At 68.3% G+C, this 20,568-nt stretch carries 20 protein-coding genes and 1 pseudogene; 9 read left to right on the forward strand and 12 right to left on the reverse strand.

What is annotated here, in order from left to right:
* Positions 1–20: 20 nt before the first annotated feature.
* Positions 21–1,664 (forward strand): NAD(P)/FAD-dependent oxidoreductase, encoded by a 1,644-nt coding sequence (locus VGT00_10860; protein HEV8531907.1) that lies wholly within the window; start codon positions 21–23, stop codon positions 1,662–1,664.
* A gap of 64 nt (positions 1,665–1,728) precedes the next feature.
* Here the strand turns inward: VGT00_10860 and VGT00_10865 are convergent, their stop codons facing one another.
* The 5 genes from VGT00_10865 to VGT00_10885 form a co-directional block, all read right to left on the reverse strand.
* Positions 1,729–2,490, reverse strand: a complete 762-nt coding sequence (locus VGT00_10865) for an SDR family NAD(P)-dependent oxidoreductase (GenBank protein ID HEV8531908.1) — start codon at positions 2,488–2,490, stop codon at positions 1,729–1,731.
* Positions 2,491–2,493: 3 nt separating this feature from the next.
* Entirely contained in the window at positions 2,494–2,898 is a 405-nt protein-coding gene (locus VGT00_10870) for a secondary thiamine-phosphate synthase enzyme YjbQ (protein HEV8531909.1), read from the reverse strand.
* Positions 2,899–3,007: 109 nt separating this feature from the next.
* Entirely contained in the window at positions 3,008–3,538 is a 531-nt protein-coding gene (locus tag VGT00_10875; protein ID HEV8531910.1) for a mismatch-specific DNA-glycosylase, read from the reverse strand.
* 200 nt (positions 3,539–3,738) lie between these two features.
* Positions 3,739–4,593: an N-formylglutamate amidohydrolase gene (locus VGT00_10880; protein HEV8531911.1), complete on the reverse strand. Its 855-nt coding sequence runs from the start codon at positions 4,591–4,593 to the stop codon at positions 3,739–3,741.
* A gap of 43 nt (positions 4,594–4,636) precedes the next feature.
* On the reverse strand, positions 4,637–5,605 hold the full coding sequence (locus tag VGT00_10885) for an ABC transporter substrate-binding protein (protein ID HEV8531912.1): 969 nt from the start codon (positions 5,603–5,605) through the stop codon (positions 4,637–4,639).
* Positions 5,606–5,830: 225 nt separating this feature from the next.
* Between VGT00_10885 and VGT00_10890 the strand changes: the two genes are divergently transcribed.
* The 3 genes from VGT00_10890 to VGT00_10900 all read left to right on the forward strand — a co-directional run bounded on the left by VGT00_10890 (position 5,831) and on the right by VGT00_10900 (position 9,106).
* Positions 5,831–7,249 carry an extracellular solute-binding protein gene (locus VGT00_10890; protein ID HEV8531913.1) on the forward strand — a complete coding sequence of 473 codons (1,419 nt, stop codon included), beginning with the start codon at positions 5,831–5,833 and terminating at the stop codon, positions 7,247–7,249.
* A 71-nt stretch (positions 7,250–7,320) separates the two neighbouring features.
* Positions 7,321–8,253: a sugar ABC transporter permease gene (locus tag VGT00_10895; protein HEV8531914.1), complete on the forward strand. Its 933-nt coding sequence runs from the start codon at positions 7,321–7,323 to the stop codon at positions 8,251–8,253.
* A complete protein-coding gene (locus VGT00_10900) occupies positions 8,246–9,106 on the forward strand; it encodes a carbohydrate ABC transporter permease (GenBank protein HEV8531915.1) in 861 nt (286 codons plus the stop codon). Before VGT00_10895 ends, VGT00_10900 begins: the two co-directional genes overlap by 8 nt.
* On the opposite strand, the gene VGT00_10905 is transcribed toward VGT00_10900, so the two are convergent.
* The gene (locus tag VGT00_10905) at positions 9,096–10,289 is read right to left on the reverse strand and encodes an MFS transporter (GenBank protein HEV8531916.1); all 1,194 of its coding nucleotides are present in this window, start codon (positions 10,287–10,289) and stop codon (positions 9,096–9,098) included. The two genes, VGT00_10900 and VGT00_10905, sit on opposite strands and share 11 nt — an antisense overlap.
* A 166-nt stretch (positions 10,290–10,455) precedes the next feature.
* Between VGT00_10905 and VGT00_10910 the strand changes: the two genes are divergently transcribed.
* The gene (locus VGT00_10910) at positions 10,456–11,268 is read left to right on the forward strand and encodes a phytanoyl-CoA dioxygenase family protein (protein HEV8531917.1); all 813 of its coding nucleotides are present in this window, start codon (positions 10,456–10,458) and stop codon (positions 11,266–11,268) included.
* An 8-nt stretch (positions 11,269–11,276) separates the two neighbouring features.
* On the opposite strand, the gene VGT00_10915 is transcribed toward VGT00_10910, so the two are convergent.
* The 3 genes and pseudogenes from VGT00_10915 to VGT00_10925 all read right to left on the reverse strand — a co-directional run bounded on the left by VGT00_10915 (position 11,277) and on the right by VGT00_10925 (position 12,960).
* Positions 11,277–11,702 carry a ferredoxin-thioredoxin reductase catalytic domain-containing protein gene (locus VGT00_10915; protein HEV8531918.1) on the reverse strand — a complete coding sequence of 142 codons (426 nt, stop codon included), beginning with the start codon at positions 11,700–11,702 and terminating at the stop codon, positions 11,277–11,279.
* Positions 11,699–11,887: pseudogene (locus VGT00_10920) on the reverse strand (glutaredoxin family protein). The gene VGT00_10915 and the pseudogene VGT00_10920 overlap by 4 nt, the downstream one beginning before the upstream one ends.
* 215 nt (positions 11,888–12,102) lie before the next feature.
* On the reverse strand, positions 12,103–12,960 hold the full coding sequence (locus VGT00_10925) for a TauD/TfdA family dioxygenase (GenBank protein ID HEV8531919.1): 858 nt from the start codon (positions 12,958–12,960) through the stop codon (positions 12,103–12,105).
* Between the two features lie 117 nt (positions 12,961–13,077).
* On the opposite strand from VGT00_10925, the gene VGT00_10930 reads away from it, so the two are divergent.
* A complete protein-coding gene (locus tag VGT00_10930) occupies positions 13,078–14,478 on the forward strand; it encodes an adenylosuccinate lyase family protein (GenBank protein ID HEV8531920.1) in 1,401 nt (466 codons plus the stop codon).
* Positions 14,479–14,506: 28 nt separating this feature from the next.
* Here the strand turns inward: VGT00_10930 and VGT00_10935 are convergent, their stop codons facing one another.
* Positions 14,507–14,908 carry a RidA family protein gene (locus tag VGT00_10935; protein ID HEV8531921.1) on the reverse strand — a complete coding sequence of 134 codons (402 nt, stop codon included), beginning with the start codon at positions 14,906–14,908 and terminating at the stop codon, positions 14,507–14,509.
* 41 nt (positions 14,909–14,949) lie between these two features.
* Here VGT00_10935 and VGT00_10940 point away from each other — a divergent pair, with 41 nt between their 5' ends.
* Both VGT00_10940 and VGT00_10945 read left to right on the forward strand, forming a co-directional pair.
* Positions 14,950–15,846, forward strand: a complete 897-nt coding sequence (locus VGT00_10940) for a polysaccharide deacetylase family protein (GenBank protein HEV8531922.1) — start codon at positions 14,950–14,952, stop codon at positions 15,844–15,846.
* On the forward strand, positions 15,843–17,099 hold the full coding sequence (locus VGT00_10945; protein ID HEV8531923.1) for an MFS transporter: 1,257 nt from the start codon (positions 15,843–15,845) through the stop codon (positions 17,097–17,099). Before VGT00_10940 ends, VGT00_10945 begins: the two co-directional genes overlap by 4 nt.
* Before the next feature lie 60 nt (positions 17,100–17,159).
* On the opposite strand, the gene VGT00_10950 is transcribed toward VGT00_10945, so the two are convergent.
* Both VGT00_10950 and VGT00_10955 read right to left on the reverse strand, forming a co-directional pair.
* Positions 17,160–18,782: an NAD(P)/FAD-dependent oxidoreductase gene (locus tag VGT00_10950; protein HEV8531924.1), complete on the reverse strand. Its 1,623-nt coding sequence runs from the start codon at positions 18,780–18,782 to the stop codon at positions 17,160–17,162.
* A gap of 79 nt (positions 18,783–18,861) precedes the next feature.
* Complete coding sequence (locus VGT00_10955; GenBank protein HEV8531925.1) at positions 18,862–19,662, reverse strand: fumarylacetoacetate hydrolase family protein; 801 nt, start codon at positions 19,660–19,662, stop codon at positions 18,862–18,864.
* Between the two features lie 209 nt (positions 19,663–19,871).
* Between VGT00_10955 and VGT00_10960 the strand changes: the two genes are divergently transcribed.
* Positions 19,872–20,546, forward strand: coding sequence for a hypothetical protein (locus VGT00_10960; GenBank protein ID HEV8531926.1), 675 nt, complete (start codon positions 19,872–19,874; stop codon positions 20,544–20,546).
* Positions 20,547–20,568: the final 22 nt, after the last annotated feature.

The following is a 20,568-nucleotide window of genomic DNA, read 5'->3' on the forward strand; positions in this document are numbered from 1 at the left end:
CCGCGGAACGAGGGCCGTAGGTGGCGCCCAACCGGAAGTGGTCGGCGGAGGGCGCAGGCTACCACGCGATCGTCGTCGGCGCGGGTCACAACGGTCTGGTGACAGCGTGCTACCTGGCCCGCGCGGGGCTCCGGGTGCTCGTGCTCGAGCGGCGTTACCTGGTCGGCGGGGCCTGTGTGACCGAGGAAATCTTTCCCGGCTTCAAGGTTTCGACGGCCGCCTACGTCAACAGCCTGTTCCGTGGGGAGATCGTGCGCGAGCTGCGCCTCGCCGAGTACGGCTTCGAGGTGCTCGCGCGGCAACCCTCGTCGTTCACGCCGCTTCCCGACGGGCGCTCGCTCATGCTCGGATCGGATGCCGCCCTCAACCGCCGGGAGATCTCGAAGTTCAGCGCGCGCGACGCCGAGCGTTACCCGCACTACCAGGCCATGCTCGACCGCGTGGCGGCCTTCGTGGAACCGACGATCATGGCAACGCCGCCGGACGTCCTGCGGCCCGGAGCGCGCGGTCTCTGGTCGCTCCTGAGGCTCGGCCGATCGTTCGGCCGCCTCGGGGCGGCGGCCTCCGAAGCCCTCGAGATCCTCACCGGCCCCGCGCGGGTCGTGCTCGACCGCTGGTTCGAGTCCGACGAGCTCAAGGCGACCCTGGCCACCGACGCCATCATCGGGGCCATGGCGAGCCCCTCGATGGCCGGCACGGGCTACGTGCTGCTTCATCACGTGATGGGCGAGACGGGGGGCCAACGCGGCGTGTGGGGCTACGTGCGGGGGGGCATGGGCGGGCTCACCCAGGCCCTGGCCGGGGCCGCGCGCGGGCTCGGCGTGGAGATCCGCTGCGACGCCGAGGTTGGCCGCATTCTGGTCCGGGGCGGTCGCGTCGAAGGCGTGGCACTCGTCAACGGCAACGAGTACCGCGCGCCCATTGTGGCCAGCAACGCAGACGCTCGGGTGACCTTCCGCCGTCTGCTGGAACCGAATGCGCTGCCCGCGGAGTTCGTGGCGGCGGTGGACCGGATCAGCTACGAGAGCGCCTCGCTGAAGATCAACGTGGCCCTCGCCGAGCTCCCAAGCTTCCGCGCCTGTCCGGGCGTCGGGGCGGGACCACAGCATCGGGGCACCATCCACGTCTGTCCCGGTCTCGACTACATCGAGCGCGCCTACGACGACGCCAAGTACGGCCGCCCCTCGGAGCGCCCGGTCCTCGAGTGCACCATCCCGTCGGTGGTAGATCCCACGGTGGCCCCGCCCGGCCGGCACCTCATGTCGATCTTCGTGCAGTACGCGCCCTACGCGCTGCGGGAGGCGAGCTGGGACCAAATCGCCGACCGCTTCGCGGACCGGTGCTTCGATCTGCTCGACGAGTACGCGCCGAACTTTCGCCGCTCGGTGCTGGCCCGCCAGGTGCTCTCGCCGCTCGATCTCGAGCGCACGTTCAATCTGACGGGCGGCAACATCTTCCAGGGCGCCATGACGCCCGGCCAGCTCTTCTCGTTCCGCCCCGTGGCCGGCTACGCGAGCTATCGCACTCCGGTGAAGGGTCTCTACCTCTGCGGCGCCGCCGCTCACCCGGGGGGCGGCGTCATGGGAGCGCCGGGCCGGAACGCCGCGCGCGAGATCCTCCGAGCGCGGCGGCCCTTCGGCGGGGGGTCAGCTCTCGCCATCTGACAGCAAGCCTTTGCACTAGCGGGTTCCTGAAGAACTCGCAGGTTGCCAGAGGCTCGGATCGGCTTCAGCTCGCTCCCATCTGGGTGCCGCCGTCGATGTTCAGGTTGGTTCCGTACATGAAGCTGGCCGCGCGGCCCGAGGCCAGGAAGAGCACCCCGTTGGCGATCTCCTCCGGCCTGGCCATCCAGCCGAGGGGAATGCTGCTGGTGACGCGCGCGCGCTGCTCCGCGGTGAGGGGGGCGTGCATGGGCGAGTCGATGGGGCCGGGGTTGACGCAGTTGACGCCGATACCCGTCCCGAGCAGATCGCGGGCGACGTTCCGCGTCAGCGCCACCACCGCGCCCTTCGAGGCCGTGTAGGCCGCGGTGGCGATGCGTCCGCCTCCCCGGGCCACGCTGTCCGAGCCGATGGTGATGATACGGCCGCGCTTCTGCGGGATCATCCGCTTGACCGCCTCCTGGATGCAGAAGAATGTCCCCTTGGTATTGATGGCGAGCACGCGATCCCACTCCGTCTCGGTCATCTCGGCCAGGTTCATCGAGCTGATGATGCCGGCGCAGGTGACCAGGATCTCCACCGGCCCAAACGCCTCGTCGCACAGCGCGAAGAGGGCGGCGATGTCACCGAGTCGCGTGACGTCCGTGCGCTTCCCGCGGACCTGCCCGCCGAGCTCGGCGGCCGTCCGCTCGAGCCCCGCCGTGTCGAGGTCGCCCAGCACGACTCGCGCGCCCTCGCGCACGAGCCCGCGGGCCACGGCCTGACCGAGCCCGCTGGCCCCGCCCGTCACCACGGCCACCTTGCCGTCCAAGCCCAAGAAGTCATTCATGGCTCACGCGTCCGCCAGGAGGCGCACCTCGACCTCACGCCTTCTCGGCCCCTCGAATTCCATAAGCACGATCCGCTGGAACTCGCCGCGCGCGAGCTTGCCGTCTCGCACCGGCACATGAACGCTTGGGCCAACGAGGGCGCTGAGGAAATGCGCGGCCACGTGAGCCCGCGAGTCATGTCGAAAGGCGATCGGCGGCGTCAGCGTCTGGAGGATGTCCATGATGTCCTCGGGGACGCCGCTCTCGTTGGTCACCACCATCAGGCCCGCCGTCGTGTGTTTCAGGAACAGGTGACAGCTCCCGCCAGAGGCCCCGCTAATGAGCGCCTCGACGCGCTCCGTGATATCAACGACCTCCTTGGCTGACTTCGTCTGGACCTCGATGGTGGCGGGCATGGTCGTCGTCATTCCCCTTCCTCCTGATCTGGTGAACGCGTCCCTCGGGTGGGCCGCGAATGCCGTGACGGTTCCGCCCTCTTCCTCGCCACATCGAGGATGGCCATTCGGAGCCGCCCGGTCAAGGGGCCTGATCCCGCGCTCGCTCCGCAAAGCGCTTGAGCCGCTTGAACCAGACCAGCTTGTCCCGAAAGCCAGGATACGCGGCGTTCAGGCCGCTCGGATTCGGGAGCACGAAGACCCGGGCGTCGCCGACCCGCTCCCGCTTCGGTCCGGCGCCCGGGCGAACGCGCGGCCCGAAGAACGCGCGATAGACGGTGACGCCGACGAAGGCGACTATCTCCGGCTGGATCCGTGCAATGACCCGCGTGATCCGCCCGCGCCCCGCCTCGAACTCGTCCCGTGTGAGCTCGGAGGCCGCGCGGGTCGGCCGTGGAACGATGTTGGTGAGGGCGAGACCGCACGACGGCAGCCGCGCGTCGTCCTCGTAGGTGAAAGCTTTCGGGATCAGCTTTGCCGTGTAGAGCAGGCGCCAGAACGGGTTGCCCCGCCCGGCGAAGTGGTGGCCGACTTCCGCGGAGCGGAGCGACGGATTGATGCCGACAAAAAGGATGCGCGGCCGCGCGCAAAGCCGAGCGGGGAGGCGCTTCACGGGCCGGGCCCAGGACCTAAACTGGATGATTCATGAAGGAGATTCTCTCGTTCGTACGGCCCCCTCACCCTGCCCTCTCCCCCGCCGCGGGGGAGAGGGATGAGAACGCTCTCACCACGCCGCTCTCTCTATTCTCATCCCTCTCCCCCACTGGGGGAGAGGGCAGGGTGAGGGGGTCAGGTGTTCGCGCATAATCCAGGCTAGGAGTCGTGCACGGTCGCGAGCACGGAGGGCAGGGCCGCCAGCACCTCGCGGAGGCACTGGCGGACACGGGTGATGTTCGCCTCGGCCTTCTCGGGAATTCCCCCCCGCGACACCTGGGCGATGAACTCGTCGCGGGTGGTCGTCATCAAGAGCGACGCGTTGATTTCCAGCTGAAGCGCGTGGACACGTCGGGTCTGGGGCTGCCCGAAGGTGGCCACGATGTTGCCGCCTGTATAGCCGCTGACGTTGTCGTGCACCTCGAAGCCGTGGCGCGTGAAGATCTCGGCCACAGTCGCCGCGAGCTGCGGAGCGCACGTCGCGTCGTGGCGCGTGCCGATGATCACCTGATGGTCCTTCATCCGGCGCGGGCTCCCCGTGTGGCCATCGAGGAGCATGGCGTATCCGTAGGCGTGCCGGAGCTGGGTGAGCAGATGCTCCAGGGCGGCGTAGTAGGGATCGTAGAGGGCCTGCAGGCGCGCTTCGACGTCGGCGAGCCCGAGGGGGCGCGTGAAGATGGGCACGTCCCGCATGGTGTGGGTGCGCACCACCCCTCGCCGCGAGCGCACCTCGCCGTCGTGGTGCTCGAAGTCGTCGCGGCGGCGATTGACGTCGACGAACATGCGCGAGAACGGCGTGGCGAGCACGGTGGCTCCGTGCTCGTGCAGCTCGCCGTAGAGATCGCCCACGAAGGTGTCGGCGAATCCGTAGGCGAAGGTCTCGAACCAGGGCTCGCTGTAGTCGTCGCGGGTGATGTGGGGCAACGGCTCCGTTCCGTAGTGGGGCACGCTCACCAGCACCGGGTTGCCCTTCCCCGGCGAGGGATGCCTGACGATGGGGAACGATGGCTCCATGGCTAGCTTGTCCCTCGCCGTTCACCCTCGCGCAATGTGCAGATCACTGGATCACCTCATCCGCCCGCAGCAGTACCGACGGTGGAATCGTCAGCCCCAGTGCCTTCGCGGTCTTGAGATTGATAACCAGCTCGAACTTGGTGGGTTGCTCGACGGGCAGGTCGGCGGGCTTGGCACCCTTGAGAATCTTGTCGACGTAGGTCGCGGCGCGCCGGTAGTTGTCCACCGACCTCGGCGCGTAGGCCATGAGCCCGCCGGCCCTCGCATGGTCGCCACTGCCGAACATCGATGGCAGGCGGTTCCTGAGGGCGAGATCGGCGATTCGTGTCCGGTTGACGTAGAACATGCCGTCGCTGAGCGCGAGCAAAGCGCTCAGGCGCTCTCCGGCCATGGTGGAGAAGGCACCCTCCAGCTCCTTCGGTGCCCCCGCCTCCACGATCCTGAGCTGCACTCCCAGCGACCCGGCGGCTCGCTTCGCGTTCCTCACCAGTTCCGGGTGCAGAGGATTCCTGGGATTCGAGAGAACGGCTACCCGGACGGCCTTGGGGACAGCTTCCTTCAAGAGCTCCAGGTTCTTGCCGACCAGCTCGGGAGTGAGGCGGGACAGCCCCGTGACGTTGCCCCCCGGCCGGCCAAGGCTGGTGATGAGGCCGCTCCCGACCGGATCGTCGACGTTCACCATGACGATGGGGATCGTCGTCGTCGCGTTCTTGGCCGCCAGGGCTGCCACCGTGAGCGACACGACGAGAACATCTGGCTTGAGTCGGACTAGCCGCTCATCTATATCCCCTGCCAAAGCTGTATAGCGGTACTCGATGGCGATGTTCTTTCGTTCTATGTAGCCCAGCTCGAGCAGCCCTTCCCGGAACGCCTGGAGGAGACCGCCAGTCGACGGAGTAGGCCCGAGATAACCGATCCGCCCGATCTTCTCTGGCTGCGCGTCGGCGGTGAGCGGCGCAGTGAGGAGGCCGAGAGCGAGCGCAGCTGCGAACGCAGGGCGTATGATCGTCATGCCGCCACCGCCGTGTGCTGGCTGAGCACAGCGGCGATTTTCCGCCAGCCGTCGATCCTGCGCAACTTGCGAGCGGGGAGTCGGGCCGGGGCTTGTAGGGCGCTCACGGCCTGGACTATAGTCTCCCCGGGCCCGGCTGACGTGCGCCTCTGGCCCAGTTCTTCACAAACCGACCGCATCCGCATCGGGCTCCTGGCCATGGGGCACCCTGAAAGGGAGATCACCATGAGACGTTGGGACAGCGATCCGGCTCTCCGGCAGCTGGTGGCCGAGCATCGAGAGGGAATCCTGGGGCGGCGCGAGTTTCTGGCGCGGCTTGCCGCCACCACGGCGGGGGCCGCCGCGGCCTCCCTCGTGGGCAGCGCCCGGCCGGCCAGCGCGCAGAAGAAAATCACCGTGACGATGTGGGACACCGAGCCCAACCCCGCCACGCGCGCGGCCGTGAAGTCGATCGTCGAGGACTTTCACAAGCTCCACAAGGACATCGAGATCCAGGCCGAGGGCATGGGCTGGGCCGACATGGATCGCAAGCTCCAGGCGTCCATGGCGGCCAAGAGCCCGCCCACCGCCTCGCACACCCAGACCTACGTGGTGACTTCGTTCCGGGCCAAGGGACTGATCGAGCCGGTCGATGACCTCGTCAAGGCCATCGGGGAGGATCGCATCTTCCCGTCGGTGCTCAGGTGGCTCAAGTATCCCGACGGCAAGTACTGGGGCTTCACCCACGCCTGGGGCGCCGACAACCTCGGCGGCCGTGGCGACTACCTGGCGGGCACGGGCGTCGACCCCAGGAGCTGGAAGACGTGGAACGACTGGCTGCGCGACCTCCCCAAGCTCAACAAGGCGCCCCAGTACTACGGAGTCTCCCTCGCGGGCATCCCGTTCTTCGTCAACGAGGACGTCTACATGTGGGCGGGCTCCAACGGCGGGAGCCTCTTCGACGACAAGGGCAACCCCGCCCTGGAGAGCGCGCAGGTCCTGGGCATGCTGGAGTTCTGGAAGAAGCTCAAGCCGTACCTGCCGCCGGGCTGGGCGTCGCACGACTACCTGGAGACGCTCTCCGCCTGGGCCACGGGAAAGACGGCGCAGGTCTACATGTGGGGCCGCACCGCCGGCTACATCGACCAGTACGCCCCGCCCGACAAGCGCAACCCCGAGATCTTCCAGATGTGGCCGAAGACCATCGGCCCCATGGGCAAGGCGCCCCTCACCCAGTTCGACAACGAGCCGTGGGTCTTCTACGCGGATGCCCCGAAGGAGGAAAAAGCCGCGGCCAAGGAGTTCCTCAAGTTCTTCTTCAAGAAGGAGAACTACCGGCGCTACTGCGACTCCGTCCCCGTCCATCTCCTCTCGATCTTCAAGGAGGACTTCCAGGACCCCGCCTACATGGGGCATCCCGAGCGCAAGCGCTGGAAGCCCTGGCTGGACGCCCAGCTCAAGTGGGTGGAGATCGGTCGCGCGCACCCGCTCCTCGTGTGCAATCCCCAGGACATGCTGGTGCCGTGGATCGGCGACGTGGCGGCCGCTCCCATCCTGGCCGACATGGTCATGGCCGTGGTGGAGCGAGGCCGGGATCCGAAGGTGGCGGCCAAGGAAGCCAGCGACAAGATCTCTCGCGACATCATCGGGAAGGCCAAGAGCTAGGAGCACGCGCGGAGCAGGAGCGTCGGTGGGCCGTCTCCGCGACGGTCGCCGATGCTCCATCCGTGATCGTCATGTCTGTCCGCGCCGGCACGCTCGTAGCCGTCCCGGGTCGCGTCTCGCGCCGCCGGCGAGAGGCTCTGACCGGGATCGGGCTGCTCCTGCCGTCCGTCGCCCTCGTCCTCGCCTTCACCATCTTCCCCGTCGGCTACAACGTCTGGCTCGGCTTCTACGCCAAGCACTCGCTGCGCGCCACCAGCGCCTGGGTCGGCCTCGGCAACTACACGCACATTCTTGCCGACCCCGACTTCTGGCGCAGCGTCTGGCTGGCCACCGTCTACGCGGTGGCGAGCACGGCCCTGCAGATCGTGGTCGGGGTGGCGGGGGCGCTCATCCTGCACCGGCGCTTCGCCGGCTGCGACTTCCTGCGCGGGGTCGCCCTCTTCCCCTACATGATCCCCACGGTGATCGCGGTCTTCGTGTGGCGCTGGCTCATGAACGATCTCTACGGGGTGATCCCCTATGTCCTGAGCGCCCTGCGCATCCCCGGCATGCCGGAGGCGTGGCTGACCCACTCCACCATCATGTGGGTGCTCATCGTGCTCTCGGTGTGGACGTTCTTCCCCTTCGTCCTCGTCAACGTGCTCGCCCGCCTGCAGACCATCCCCCTCGAGCTCTACGACGCGGCGCGGGTGGACGGCGCTTCCGCGCTGCGGCAGTTCGTCCACGTCACTCTCCCCCAGCTCCGCAACGTGCTGCTCATCGTGCTGCTCCTGCGCGGGATCTGGATGTTCACCAAGTTCGACGTGCCGTGGCTCTTGGGCTTTGGCGGAGGCGCGGGGGAGGCCATCCGGACGCTGCCTGTCTTCACCTATCAGCGCTCCTTCACCTACTACCAGGCGGGGATGGGCGCGGCCCTGTCGAACGTGATGCTCGCGCTGCTCCTCATGGCGGTGACCATCTACTTCGTGGCCTTCCCGCCCGAGGCGGACGAGACGGATGGCTGAGCGGAGCTCGCGCGGTCGTCGCAGATCCCGCCGGCCCGTGTCGTCCGCCGCGGAGTGGACGCTCCGCATCGGTCTATTCGTCTTCTGCGCCTTTCCCCTCTACTGGATGCTCGTCTCCTCGCTGAAGGTCAGCCACGAGCTGCTCGCCTCCCCGCCCACCTTCTGGCCGCACGAGTGGGACCTGCGCGCCTACCGGAAGCTCTTTTACGAGACGAACTTCTGGAAATACTTCCAGAACACCATCGTCGTCTCCGCCATCACCACCGTCATCGTGGTCACGGCCGGGGTCATCGGCGCCTACAGCCTGACCCGCTACGCGTTCCCCGGCCGGACCCTCGTGGCCCGCGTGACCCTGCTCGCCTACATGTTCCCGCCCATCATCATGCTGGTGCCCCTCTTCCTCCTCGCCCGCGAGTTCGGCCTCGTCAACTCGCTCCTCGGCCTCGCCCTCACCTACATCTCCTTCGCCCTCCCCTACGCGCTGTGGATCCTCCGCGCCTTCTTCCAGTCCATCCCCGTGGAGCTGGAGCACGCCGCCCTCATCGACGGGGCCAATCGCGCGCAGGCCCTCTGCTACGTGGTGGCGCCCCTCGCCCTCCCCGGCATCATCGCCACGGCCATCTTCACCTTCATCGTGGCCTGGAACGACTTCCTGTTCGCCCTCGTGCTCATCGGCAAGGACGAGCTCAAGACCCTCGCCATCGGCATCAACGACTTCTTCCACATGGCGGTGGTGGACTGGGGGCTGATCATGGCCGCCGGGGTCATGGTCACCATCCCCGCCCTCGTGTTCTTCGTGGCCATCCAGCGCTATCTCATCGCGGGCTGGGGCGCGGGCGGCGTCAAGGGATAATGGTCGGCCCCGCGTCCATCTGGCGGTGAGCGCGAGAGAACACGGAGAAGGCCAGCAGCCCCAGGGCGCCGAGCACGATCGCGAGCACGCCGAGCGCGATTTCCATGCCTGCGCGATCGACGAGCGCGCCGATGGGCGGTCCCACGATCACGAAGGACAGCCGGAAGAGCAGCGCGGCGATCGACAGGACGCTCGCCCGGTCTTCCGCGGGAGCGTCCTGCTGCATCACGTTGGCCAGGATGGGCCCCTGCAGGCCACGGATGGTCATGAAGCAGAGATAGAAGACGATGCCCCACGCGACGTGGCTCAGGGCGAGCCCGACGTACCCGACGAGAACGAGAAGGCAGCAGCCGAAGAGGCTCGCGCGCACGCCGAGCGCCCCGGCCACCCGCCCGCTCGCCAGCGATACCGCGGCGAGCCAGATGTGCGCGCCCGCCCACAGCGGGCCGAACCACGCGGGCGGGATGCCCCGCGCCTGCATGTAGGGCTGGATCAGCCAGATCACCACGAAGGTCGAGAGGCCCAGAGCGACGCTGAGGGCCATGGCCGCGCGCAGCCGACGGTGGTGCCAGAGCGTGAAGCCGAGGATGTGAAAGGCCCGCCGCGCGTGAGAGCGCGGGTCGGTGGACGGGCGGCGTGGCGTCTCGCGCAGCATGACCGCGGTGACGAAGGCCAGGGCGGCGCTCGGCACCTGGAGCCAGAACGGCCACCGTGGGCCCATCGAGTACAGCCACCCGCCGGCCGCCGCGCTCATCGCCTCCGCCGTCTGCGACACGGCGCGGGCCGCGCCGTCCCAGCGCGTGTACTGGTCGCGGCGGCCGGCCGTCTCCAGCGACACCCACAGGAGGGCGCGGTCCGCCCCGGACATGAAGGCGCTGGCCGCGCCGAGGACGGTCTCGGCGACGGCGATGGCCCAGAAGGTCGCGCCGCGCGTGTAGACGAGCCACCCCGCCAACAGCAGCGCCGCGCCCACGAGGAGCGAGGCGCGGTACCCGACCCGATCGGCGAAGTATCCCGAGGGGAACTGGAAGAGCACCACCGACATCCCGAAGGCGGCCTGGAGGATCATGATGTCGGTGAGCGACATCCCGATCTGATCCTTCCAGAAGAGGGTAATGATGGGGATCGGGAAGAGAATGAACTCGACGGCCGCGAAGGCCATGAGAAGGCGCGCGTTCGTCATGGCGCGGACTCCGACTCGCTCGGATGCTCTCGTTCTCTTCCTCGTGCGCGTCACCGTCTGCTGGTAAGTATCATGAGCGCGCCGCCTTTTGCTAGGCTACCCGCGGATCGCTTTGGTAGACTCGATCGCGATCCGTTTGCCATACACGTCTTGGGGAAAGAAGGCGATGATTCAAAGGCTCTCGAGAAATCTCGGCGTGTACGAAGGCGAGGCGCCCCCGGAGACCCGGCAACTGGAAGTCGACGGGTACGCGGTCATCCGAAACGTGTTCGCGGCCGACGACGTGCAGGCGCTACGCGATGAGATCGACTCCGTCTTCGCGTCGCACCCTCCGGAGCGTGGCCGCTCCGACGAGTTCCGCTATGAGATGTTCAACCGCAGCGCGTTGTCCCAGGCCGCCCTCGCGCACCCGCGCATCCTTGCTGTGATCGAGCCGCTGCTCGGCACTGATTGCCACGTGATCGCCAACACCGCGTGGCGCAATCGGCCGGAGTTTGCCGGCGGCCCGTGGCACTGCGACGCCGGCCCGCACATCCCCCGGCCCGAAGGCGTGGCGTGGGACGAGCGCATCCCCTATCCCGTGTTCGCCATCGGTGCGCATCTGCTGCTCCTCGACTGCGACGAGGCCGACGGACCTACCGCGATCGTGCCGGGGAGCCATCGATCGGGTCGACTCGCCCCCGCCGGCCGGAAGAACGACCCGACACTGACCTACGATGGCCGTCCTCCCGTGCTTCTCGTGGGGCGGGCCGGCGATGTCGCCCTGTTCGTCTCCGACGCGTGGCACCGCGGCACTCCCGCTGCGGGGGGCCGCGGCCGGTACTTCCTGCAGGTGCACTATGGACGGCGCGATCTTGCCCAGCGTGTGCGGACGACCGACCAGGTGAACCACGTGGCCCCGGAGGCGCTCGCCCGGGCCCGCGACGAGCGGCAGCGCTCGATTCTCGGCCTGCACGACCCGTCTTTCTACGACGGCTGACTACCCGCCTACTCGCTGGCGCCCTCGGTCTTTTGCCGCTCGAGGACACGCGCCGTGGCTCGCCCCTTGTCGGGGTGGGGGTCCTTGACGATCCCATAGGCGGCACGTCCTTCGTGGTCCTCGGGCAGGTGCTCGGTAATCGGCCGGCCGTCCGGCGCCACGAAGAGCAGGCAGTGGCAGTACTTCCACTTCTGCATCTCGTCGCAGGCGCAGATCCAGCGGCGCAGCTTGGCTTCCGCTTGGGGGTCGGGGTAGAAGTTGCACGGGCAGAGGGGCCGCCCGACCTGCTCGATGTGGCGCGCGAGGCCCTCCACCACGGTCTCGGTGACTTCGACATCGGGGTGCAGGGAGGTGCCCGACTTCTCCGCATACTTGCGCGCGTAGTTCCACATCTTGTCGATGTTGGCTTGCGACGGCTTGACCGGCTCGCTCATCCCTGGGCCTGCGCCAATGCTTCGTCGATCTTGGCCGGGTTGAAGCCGGCCAGCCGCGTCTCGCCGATGATGATGACGGGGAGCGAGGTCATGCCGATCGCCATCAGCTCCTCGCGGGCCTGGGGGTCCCGGCCCACGTTCTTCTCCACGAATGCCACCCCCTTCTGCGACAGATACTCTGTCGCGCGATGACAGGGGCCTCAGCCGATGTTCGTGTAGACGGTCACGCTCGCCATGTGGTCCTCACCCTCCTGGAACGGTCTTTGCCTCTTGAGATGCCGGGGCCGCCCCTGCCGATTCGCGGAGATGCGGCCCATCCCACCAGGCCACGCCGAATCTGCACTGGCGCGGGCGGCTGGTCAAGCCCAGGGCCAGCCCGCGGCCCGCGCGCCCGCCCCGCTCAGAACGGGACCGATCCCCGGACGACCGTGCGCTGCAGGATGCGGCGGTGCTTGTCCATCTCGTAGTTCCGCACGGCTCGATGCAGGAGGCAGCGGTTGTCCCAGATCACGAGGTCACCGCGCCGCCATTGGTGGACGTAGACGAACGCCGGCTGCGTCGTGTGGGCAAGGAGTCGGTCGAGGATGGCCCGGCCCTCCGCCTCCGCCATGCCCACGACGTGTGAGGTGTGCAGGCCGAGGTAGAGCGTCTTCACCCCCGTGTCAGGGTGTGTTCGCACCAGCGGATGAGTCACCGGGGGCCGCTCGAGCGCCTCCTCCGCGGTGGCCGGGCGGCCGCCGATCTTACGCCGGCTCGCCTCCCAGCTGTGCACGACCTTGAGGTCGGCGATCTCACGCTTGGTCGCCTCCGGAAGCGCCGCGTAGCCCATGGCCGTGTTCGCGAACTGCGTGTCACCGCCCACGGGCGGCAGCTCGAGAGCGTGCAGCATGGTCAGGAGAGAGGGCGCGGCGTGGTACGACTTGTCGCTGTGCCAGAAGTAGTTGCCCCTTTCTCGCGGGGACGACGTGGGGCGATCATTCTCGTCGAGATTCTGAACCACGTGCACGACCGGCGACCGCGCCCCGTCGGGCCGGCGGGCCACGTGCTCTTCGATGGGGCCGAAGTGGAGGGTGAGCGCGTGTTGCTGGTCCGCGGTGAGGTGCTGGTCGCGGAAGACGAGCACATAATGCTCGAGGAAGGCCCTCACGATGGCGGCCTTCAACACGGACCCCAGTGGCTCTGAGAGGTCGATACCGGCGATTTCACCGCCCGCCACCGGAGAGAGCCGTCGCACTGCCATCGTTGCCGTATCGGTCATGGATGGGTTCCCTCCCGGCGCGTGAGTCCCTTGATGCTACGCCGACCGACAACAGGTAGGCAAGAGGCGGGCGCGGGCCGCCGACCGCAGCGGCCTCGTTGACAATCCCTGATCGCCGTGCGACAGATCGCTCTCATGCAAGAAGAGCCGACATCTCTCCGGATCGACGACCCCGGGGTGCGGGCGCTGTTCACGGAAGCCGCGCGCTTCCAGTCCTGGCTCGACGTCGAGGCGGCCCTGGCCCAGGCGCAGGCCGAGCTGGGCATCATTCCGGACGGCGCCGCCCGCGAGATCACTCGCAAGGCGCACCTGTCGTACATCGATCTGGAAGCGGTGCGAGCCGGCCTGGCCCGCACCGGGCATCCGCTCGTGCCCCTGGTCTGGGAGCTGGACCGCGCCTGCGAAGGCGACGCCGGGGGGTATGTGCACTGGGGGGCGACGACCCAGAACGTCACGCAGACCGCCCAGCTCCTCCAGGTGCGGCGCGCCCACGACATCTTCCTTCGCCAGCTCGCGACCATCCTGACCACGCTCGCCGACCTGGCCGAGCGTACCAAGGACGTCCTCCTCCCGGGGCGCACGCACGGCCAGCACGCGGTGCCCGCGACGTTCGGCTTCAAGGTAGCGGTATGGATCGATGAGCTGGGCCGCCACGTGGAGCGGCTCTGCGGCTGTGAAGGACGCGTGTTCGTGGCCATGCTGGGAGGCGGCGCGGGAACGCTCGCCTCGCTGGGTGAGCTCGGTCTCGCCACTCAGGAGAAGATGGCGACCCGCCTCGGGATGCGCGCCATGACCGTGCCCGCCCGCACCATCGGGGACCACCAGGCCGAGTACGTGATGTTGCTCGGCCTGCTCGCCTCCACGTGCAGCAAGATCGGGCGCGAGATCTACACCCTGATGAAGCAGGAGTTCGGCGAGCTCGAGGAGCTGGTGCCCCCCGGCACGGTGGGGAGCAGCACCATGCCGCAGAAGCGCAACCCGAAGCTCTCGCAGGACATCATGGCCGCGGCGGCGCAGATCCGGGCCCTGGTGCCCCTGGCCCTGGAAGCCATGCAGACCGAGCACGAGGCCGACCGCACCACGAGCATCATGATGAGCCGGGCATTGGTGCAGGCCTGCGAGCTCACGGGCGACATGCTGCAGCGGCTGGTGGTGCTGCTGGACGGGCTGCAGGTGTTTCCCGAGCGGATGCGGGAGAACCTCGACCTGTCGGGCGGCCTGATCATGGCCGAGGCGCTCATGCTCGAGCTCGGCAAACAGATCGGGCGGCAGCGGGCCCACGATGCCGTCTACGACGCGGCGCAGGCCTCGGTCACCCAGGCGCGCCCGTTCCGCGAGACCCTCGCCGAAGATCCGCACGTGAGCGCCGGTCTCACCGCCTCCCAGGTCGATGCGCTCCTCGACCCGGCCCGATACACCGGGCTCTGTCGCCACTTCGCCGAGCGGGGGGCCGTGATGGGACGCGAGATCGCGGCCGCCATCGAGCGCCGGAAGAGCGGTCGGAACCAGACCACCTGAGGGACCACGGGCGCCCGCCGGCGTCCCATCAATCGACGACGGCGATCACCTCCACCTCGACGAGGAGATCGGGGTGGGCGAGCCGCCGTACCTCCACCGTGGTGCTCGTCGGCATGGCCCCGAAGTACTCCATGCGGACGTCGACGTGCCGGAAGAACTCCTCGATGTCGGTGACGTAGGTATTGGTCTTCACGATGTCGGCGAGCGTGGCCCCGGCCGCGGCCAGCGCGGCCTTGACGTTCTCACCCACCTGGCGGATCTGCGCGCGCATGTCGCCGCGACCGACCGCTTCACCATCCGGATTCCGCGCGAGCTGGCCCGACACGAAGATCGTCTTCCGGCCCTCCACGACCACCACGTGGGAATACAGGACGTGCCCGCCCACCACCCTCTTGCTGAGCGACTCCGGCTGGATGTTCTGGCGTTTCATGTGCTCTCTCCTTGGCTGCGATCTCGACGTATGATAGCGGAATGCTTCCGGCCCACGGACGCTACGACTACTCGAACATCACCACGCGAGCCGACTATACCTGGCCCGGCGGACGCCGGCTCGCCGTCTACGTCGCCCTCAACATCGAGGCCTTCCGCTTCGGCGAGGGCAAGGGCGCGGCCATCGCGCCGCCGGACCAGGCGCAGAGCCACAGCATCTACAGCTGGCGGGACTACGGCAACCGCGTGGGCATCTGGCGTCTGTTCGAGCTGCTCGACGAGCTGGGGATTCCCGCCGAGGCCCAGATGAACACCGCGATCTACGAGATGGCGCCGGACGTCCCCGGACGGCTGCGCGCGCGGGGCGACGAGATCCTGGGCCACGGCGTGACCAACTCCGACGAGCAGGGTCATCTAACCGAGGACGAGGAGCGCGCGTTGATCGAGGGCGTCACCGCCACCATCGAGGGGCAGGAAGGCGCCCGCCCCATCGGCTGGATGAGCCCCTGGCTCTCCAACAGCTCGGTCACCATGGACCTGCTCCAGGAGGCGGGCTATCGGTACGTGATGGACTGGACCATGGACGATCAGCCCATCTGGATCCGCACGCGCAAGGGCCGCATCCTCGCCATGCCGTATCCGATCGAGGTGAACGACACGCGCGGGATCGTGTGGTACCGATACACCGCGGACGAGTTCGCCGACATGATCGTCGACCAGTTCGACGAGATGCTCGCGCAGTCGGCGCGCCAGCCGCTGGTGTGCCCGATCTCGCTGCATCCGTTCGTCATCGGCCGTCCGTACCGCATCCGCCGGCTCCGCCGGGCCCTCCAGCACATTCTCGATCACCGGGATCGCGTCTGGCTGACGCGCCCGCGCGAGATCTGCGCCCACGTCGAGTCGCTGCCCGCCGGCCTCGTCCCGGGGAGCGCGCCATGAGGGAGCGTCAGATCTTCTACGGCTGGTGGGTGGTGGGGGCTTTTTCCGTCACCTCGTTCATGTCGACAGGCGTCCGCCACGCGGTGGGGCCGTTCCTCAAGCCGATCGTCGCCGATCTGGGCCTCGATCGCGCGAGCTTCTCCGCGGTGATCGCCCTCAGCCTCTTCCTCTACGGCGTCTTCATGCCCCTCGCGGGCATGGCCCTCGACCGCTTCAGCGTGCGCGCCGTCAGCTCGGCGGGCACCCTGTTGCTCGTGATCTCCCTCGTGCTGACCGCCATGGTGCGGGACTTCTGGGAGTTCGCCGCCGTCTACGGCGTGCTGGTGCCCCTCGGCTTGGCGGGGACGGGGCCCGTGATCGCCTCCGGGGTGGTGGCGCGGTGGTTCAGCAAGCGGCGGGGCACCGCACTCTCCGTGCTCGGGAGCGCGTCGATGACCGGGATGAGCCTGCTCGTGCCCGCGGTGACCTGGCTGATCCTCACCACCGGCTGGCGCACGACATACATGATCATCGCGGCCGGTATTCTCGTGATCGTGCTGCCCCTCTGCCTGTGGGTGGTGCGGGACTCTCCGGAGTCGGTCGGGCTCAGCCCTGACGGTGTCATCCCAAAGGTCGGGGCCGGCGCGGTCGCCGCCGAGCGGGTGGGCGCGGGCGAGGCGCTGCAGACCCTGGCCTTCTGGCAGCTCGCCGGCTCGTTCTTCACCTGCGGCTTTTCCATGAGCCTGCTCTCCGCGCACGGGATCCCCATGCTCACCGATCACGGGTACTCGCCCATGTTCGCGTCGTGGGCGCTCGGCGTCCTCGGCGGCTCGAGCATCGGCTTCACGGTGATGCTCGGCGCGCTGTCCGACCGCTTCGGTCGCCGTCCCGTGCTCTCCGCCATCTACGCCGGCCGCGTCTTCATCTTTGCCGGTTTCTTCCTCATCCGCGACGACCCGACCGCGATTCTCGTCGTGGCGGTCCTCGGCGGCATCACCATGGCGGGGACGGGCTCGATGACCTCCGCCCTCACCGCGGACATCTACGGACGCTTCTCCGTCAGCTCGGTCTTCGGCCTGATCTTCCTCGTGCACCAGACGGGCTCTGCCCTCGGCTCCTGGCTCGCGGGTGCGGTCTTCGAGACGACCGGCGGCTACGGGGCGGCCTACGCGCTGGCCTGCGGGCTCCTCGTGGCCGCCTCGGTCGTCGCCCTCAAGATCGACAAGGGCGCGCGACGGATCTGGCGCGCCGCCACCGCCTCGGCGACGAACTGACGGGCTCGTCGGCCCTGGCCGCGGGCGTCGGGACCGGCGCTCACGGCGCGGTGATACTCATCATGCGATCAGGGTGAATCCCTCGTAGCCCTTGCCGGCGACGTCATCGCATTTTTGTCTGTAGGCGCCGACTCCGCCGACATAGGGCATGAAGATGCGCGGCTTGCCGGGGACATTCGCCCCCATGTACCAGGAGCTGGCCAAGGGATAGAGGGTGGCGTGGCCCACCTCGTTGACGTGGGCGACCCACTCATCCTCCGCTTCGAGGTTGGCCTCGATGGCTTCGTGGTCATGGTCACGAAGGTACACGAGACAGTCGGCGATCCAGTCGACGTGCTGCTCGATGGAGACGATCATGTTGCTCAGCACGGAGGGGCTGCCGGGCCCGGTGATGGTGAAGAGATTCGGGAATCCGGCGGTGGCCACCCCCAGGTACGTGCGGGGGCCGGCCGCCCATTTCTCGCGCAGCGTCTTGCCCATCCGCCCGCGGATGTCGATGCTCAGCAAGGCGCCCGTCATGGCGTCGAACCCGGTCGCGAACACGAGGCTGTCCAGCGCGTACTCGGCCTCCCGCGTCCGCAGGCCGTGGGGGGTGATCGCCTCGATGGGTGCGCGCCGGAGGTCGACCAGGGTGACGTTGTCGCGGTTGAAGGTGTCGTAGTAGTTGGTGTCGACGCAGAGACGCTTGGTGCCCACGGGATAGTCCCGTGGCGACAGGAGCTCGGCCACGGCCGCGTCGCGGACAATGGCCTGGATCTTGGCTCGAAAGAACTCGGCGGCGGTGTCGTTGGCGGCCTTGTCGGTGAGGAGATCCGCAAACGAGGCGTTGAAGCCGAGGCCCCCGCGGCTCCACCGACTCTCGTACTCGCGCTGTCGCTCTTCGGGCGACACCTCGAGGGCCGACTGCTCGTTGCGCTCGACCACGAAGCCCACGCGCGATTCGCGGGCCTGGCGCCGGAATTCCGGATAGTTCGACTTCACCCGACGCTCGTATTCCGAGTCCAGGGGGGCGTTCCGCGCCGGGATGCTGAAGTTCGGGGTCCGCTGGAAGACGAAGAGCCGGGCCGCTTGCCTGGCGATGATGGGGATCGACTGGATGGCGGAGGAACCCGTGCCGATGACCCCGACCCGCTGACCGGTGAAGTCGACCCCTTCGTGCGGCCAATGCCCGGTGTGATACCACGTGCCCTCGAAGGTCTCGAGGCCCTTGATCTTTGGCACCTGCGCGTCGGACAGGCAGCCCGTGGCCATGATGCAGAACTGCGCCGACACGCGGTCGCCGCGGTCGGTCTGGATCGCCCAGCGATTCGTGGCCTCGTCGAAGACCGCCGCGGTCACCCGTGTCTCGAGCTGAATGTCGCGGCGCAGGTCGAAGCGATCGGCCACGTGATTGATGTACGACAGGATTTCCGGCTGGGAGGCGTATCGCTCCGTCCACTTCCATTCCTGCTGGAGGTCGTCCGAGAAGGAGTACGAGTAGTCCATGCTCTCGACGTCGCAGCGAGCGCCCGGGTAGCGGTTCCAGAACCACGTGCCGCCGATGCCGCGGCCCGCCTCGTACACCCGCGCGGAGAGCCCGAGCCCGCGCAGCCGGTGCAGCATGTAGAGCCCCGCGAACCCGGCCCCCACGATGACCGCGTCGAAGGCGCGGGCTGCGTTCTCCTCTTGCGGGACCTCGGACATCTCTTCCTCCTCCCGACGGGTCAGGTCTTACAATCCGACACGAGTTCGCTGGCCGAGCGTCTGTGCCCGCGGCGGCCCGCTAGGGTGTCACCTCGAGAGCCACGTCGCCGAGACCGTCGATGGCGAAGCGCACGCGGTCGCCCGGCGAGGGGAACTTGGTGGTGATGCTGCTACCCGTCATCACGATCATGCCTTGACCAAGCATGCGGCCGCGCCGGTTGATGAGGTTGGCCAGCCACGCCACCGCTTCGAAGGGATGGCCGAGGGCGTCGCCCGTCTTGCCCTGGCCGGCCGCCTCGTCGTTGAGCCAAGCGCGCGTCACCGCGCTCTCGAGATCGACTCCTCGCCACGCCGTCACCGGCGCCCCGAGCACCACGCCGCCATTCCAGGTGTTCTGGGCCACGAGGGTGAAGGCGTCGAGCGTCTTGTAGTCGGCTCCCCCGTCCTCCACCAGCTCGAAGGCGGGCAGGCAGGCAGCAACCCGGCCGGCCACCGACGCGCGCGTCCAGGGCCCGCCGCTCGACGGCAGATCGTCGGCGAGGCGCACCGCCACCTCGAACTCGACGCCGAGGTGGTGATAGGCGGCGAGGTCGATCCGCGCCGGCGAGGCGTGCACAACCGTCGAGAAGATGGCGCCGGCGGCAGGCTGGTCTACTCCGGTCATCTGCTGCATGGCCTTCGAGGTCAGGGCGATCTTCCAGCCGGCGATTTCGCCCCGCCCCGCCTCGGCCATGAGCCGGTGGAGCGCATCCTGGATGCGATAGGCGTCGTCGAGCGGCGCCGCGCGAAGGGTGGCCTCGAGGGGGCGGTAGCGAGCGCGCGTCCGATGCATCTCGAGGCACTCGCGGGCGGCGGCATCGACGGTCGCAGACGTCAGCATTGGTCCCCCGGGCTGCGGTCAGGTTTCACGGGCCGGCGTCGAAGCGTCTTCCTTGCGGAAGCCATGACTCGGTAGAAGAGACAATGACGAGTCGTGGCTTCCCTGGCTCTATCGGCCTGACGCGGGGATCGCTCGTCCCGACGCTCTTTTGAGGGTAGTTTCCCTGGCACGAGGAATGCTCAATTTGCCTCGTGAGGAGGAATCTACCCATGTCTCAACGCATCTTCCGGATCAACACGTGTTGGCTGGTATCCCTGGCCCTCATCTCCGGTCTCCTCGGGGCCTGTGTCACGTCGGAACCCGAGGTAAGGACCGCCGTGGTTCCAGCGAGTCAGACCGTAGCGTATCCAGGGGGACAGTACAAACTCTACGGGGGCGGCACGGCCGCGTCTCCCTATTACTGGGTGTGGATCCCGACGGGGGCGACGGCGCCGCAGCCGCCGCCAGTGCCCGGGAGTCCAGTGACGCAGACCGTGGCATATCCAGGGGGACAGTACCAGCGCTACGGAAGCGGCACGGCCGCGTCTCCGTACTACTGGGTCTGGGTCCCCACGGGCGCGGTGGTCTCGGCGCCACCGGTCCCGCCGGCACTGCCCGGGAGCCCAGTGACGCAGACCGTGGCATATCCAGCGGGACAGTACCAGCTCTACGGTAATGGCACGGCCGCGTCTCCGCACTATTGGGTATGGGTCCCGACGGGCGCGGCAGTCTCACCGGCGCCGGCCCCGCCGGCGCTGCCCGGGAGTCCAGTGACCCAGACCGTGGCATATCCAGGGGGACAGTATCAGCTCCAGGGTAACGGCACGGCCGCGTCTCCGTACTACTGGGTGTGGGTCCCCACGGGAGCCGCCACCGTTCCGCCGCCTCCGCCCCTGCCTCGCTAAAGCAGCGTGCCCGTTCTGTCGC

The sequence above is a fragment of the Candidatus Methylomirabilota bacterium genome (genome assembly GCA_036002485.1).
GTDB lineage: Bacteria > Methylomirabilota > Methylomirabilia > Rokubacteriales > CSP1-6 > AR37.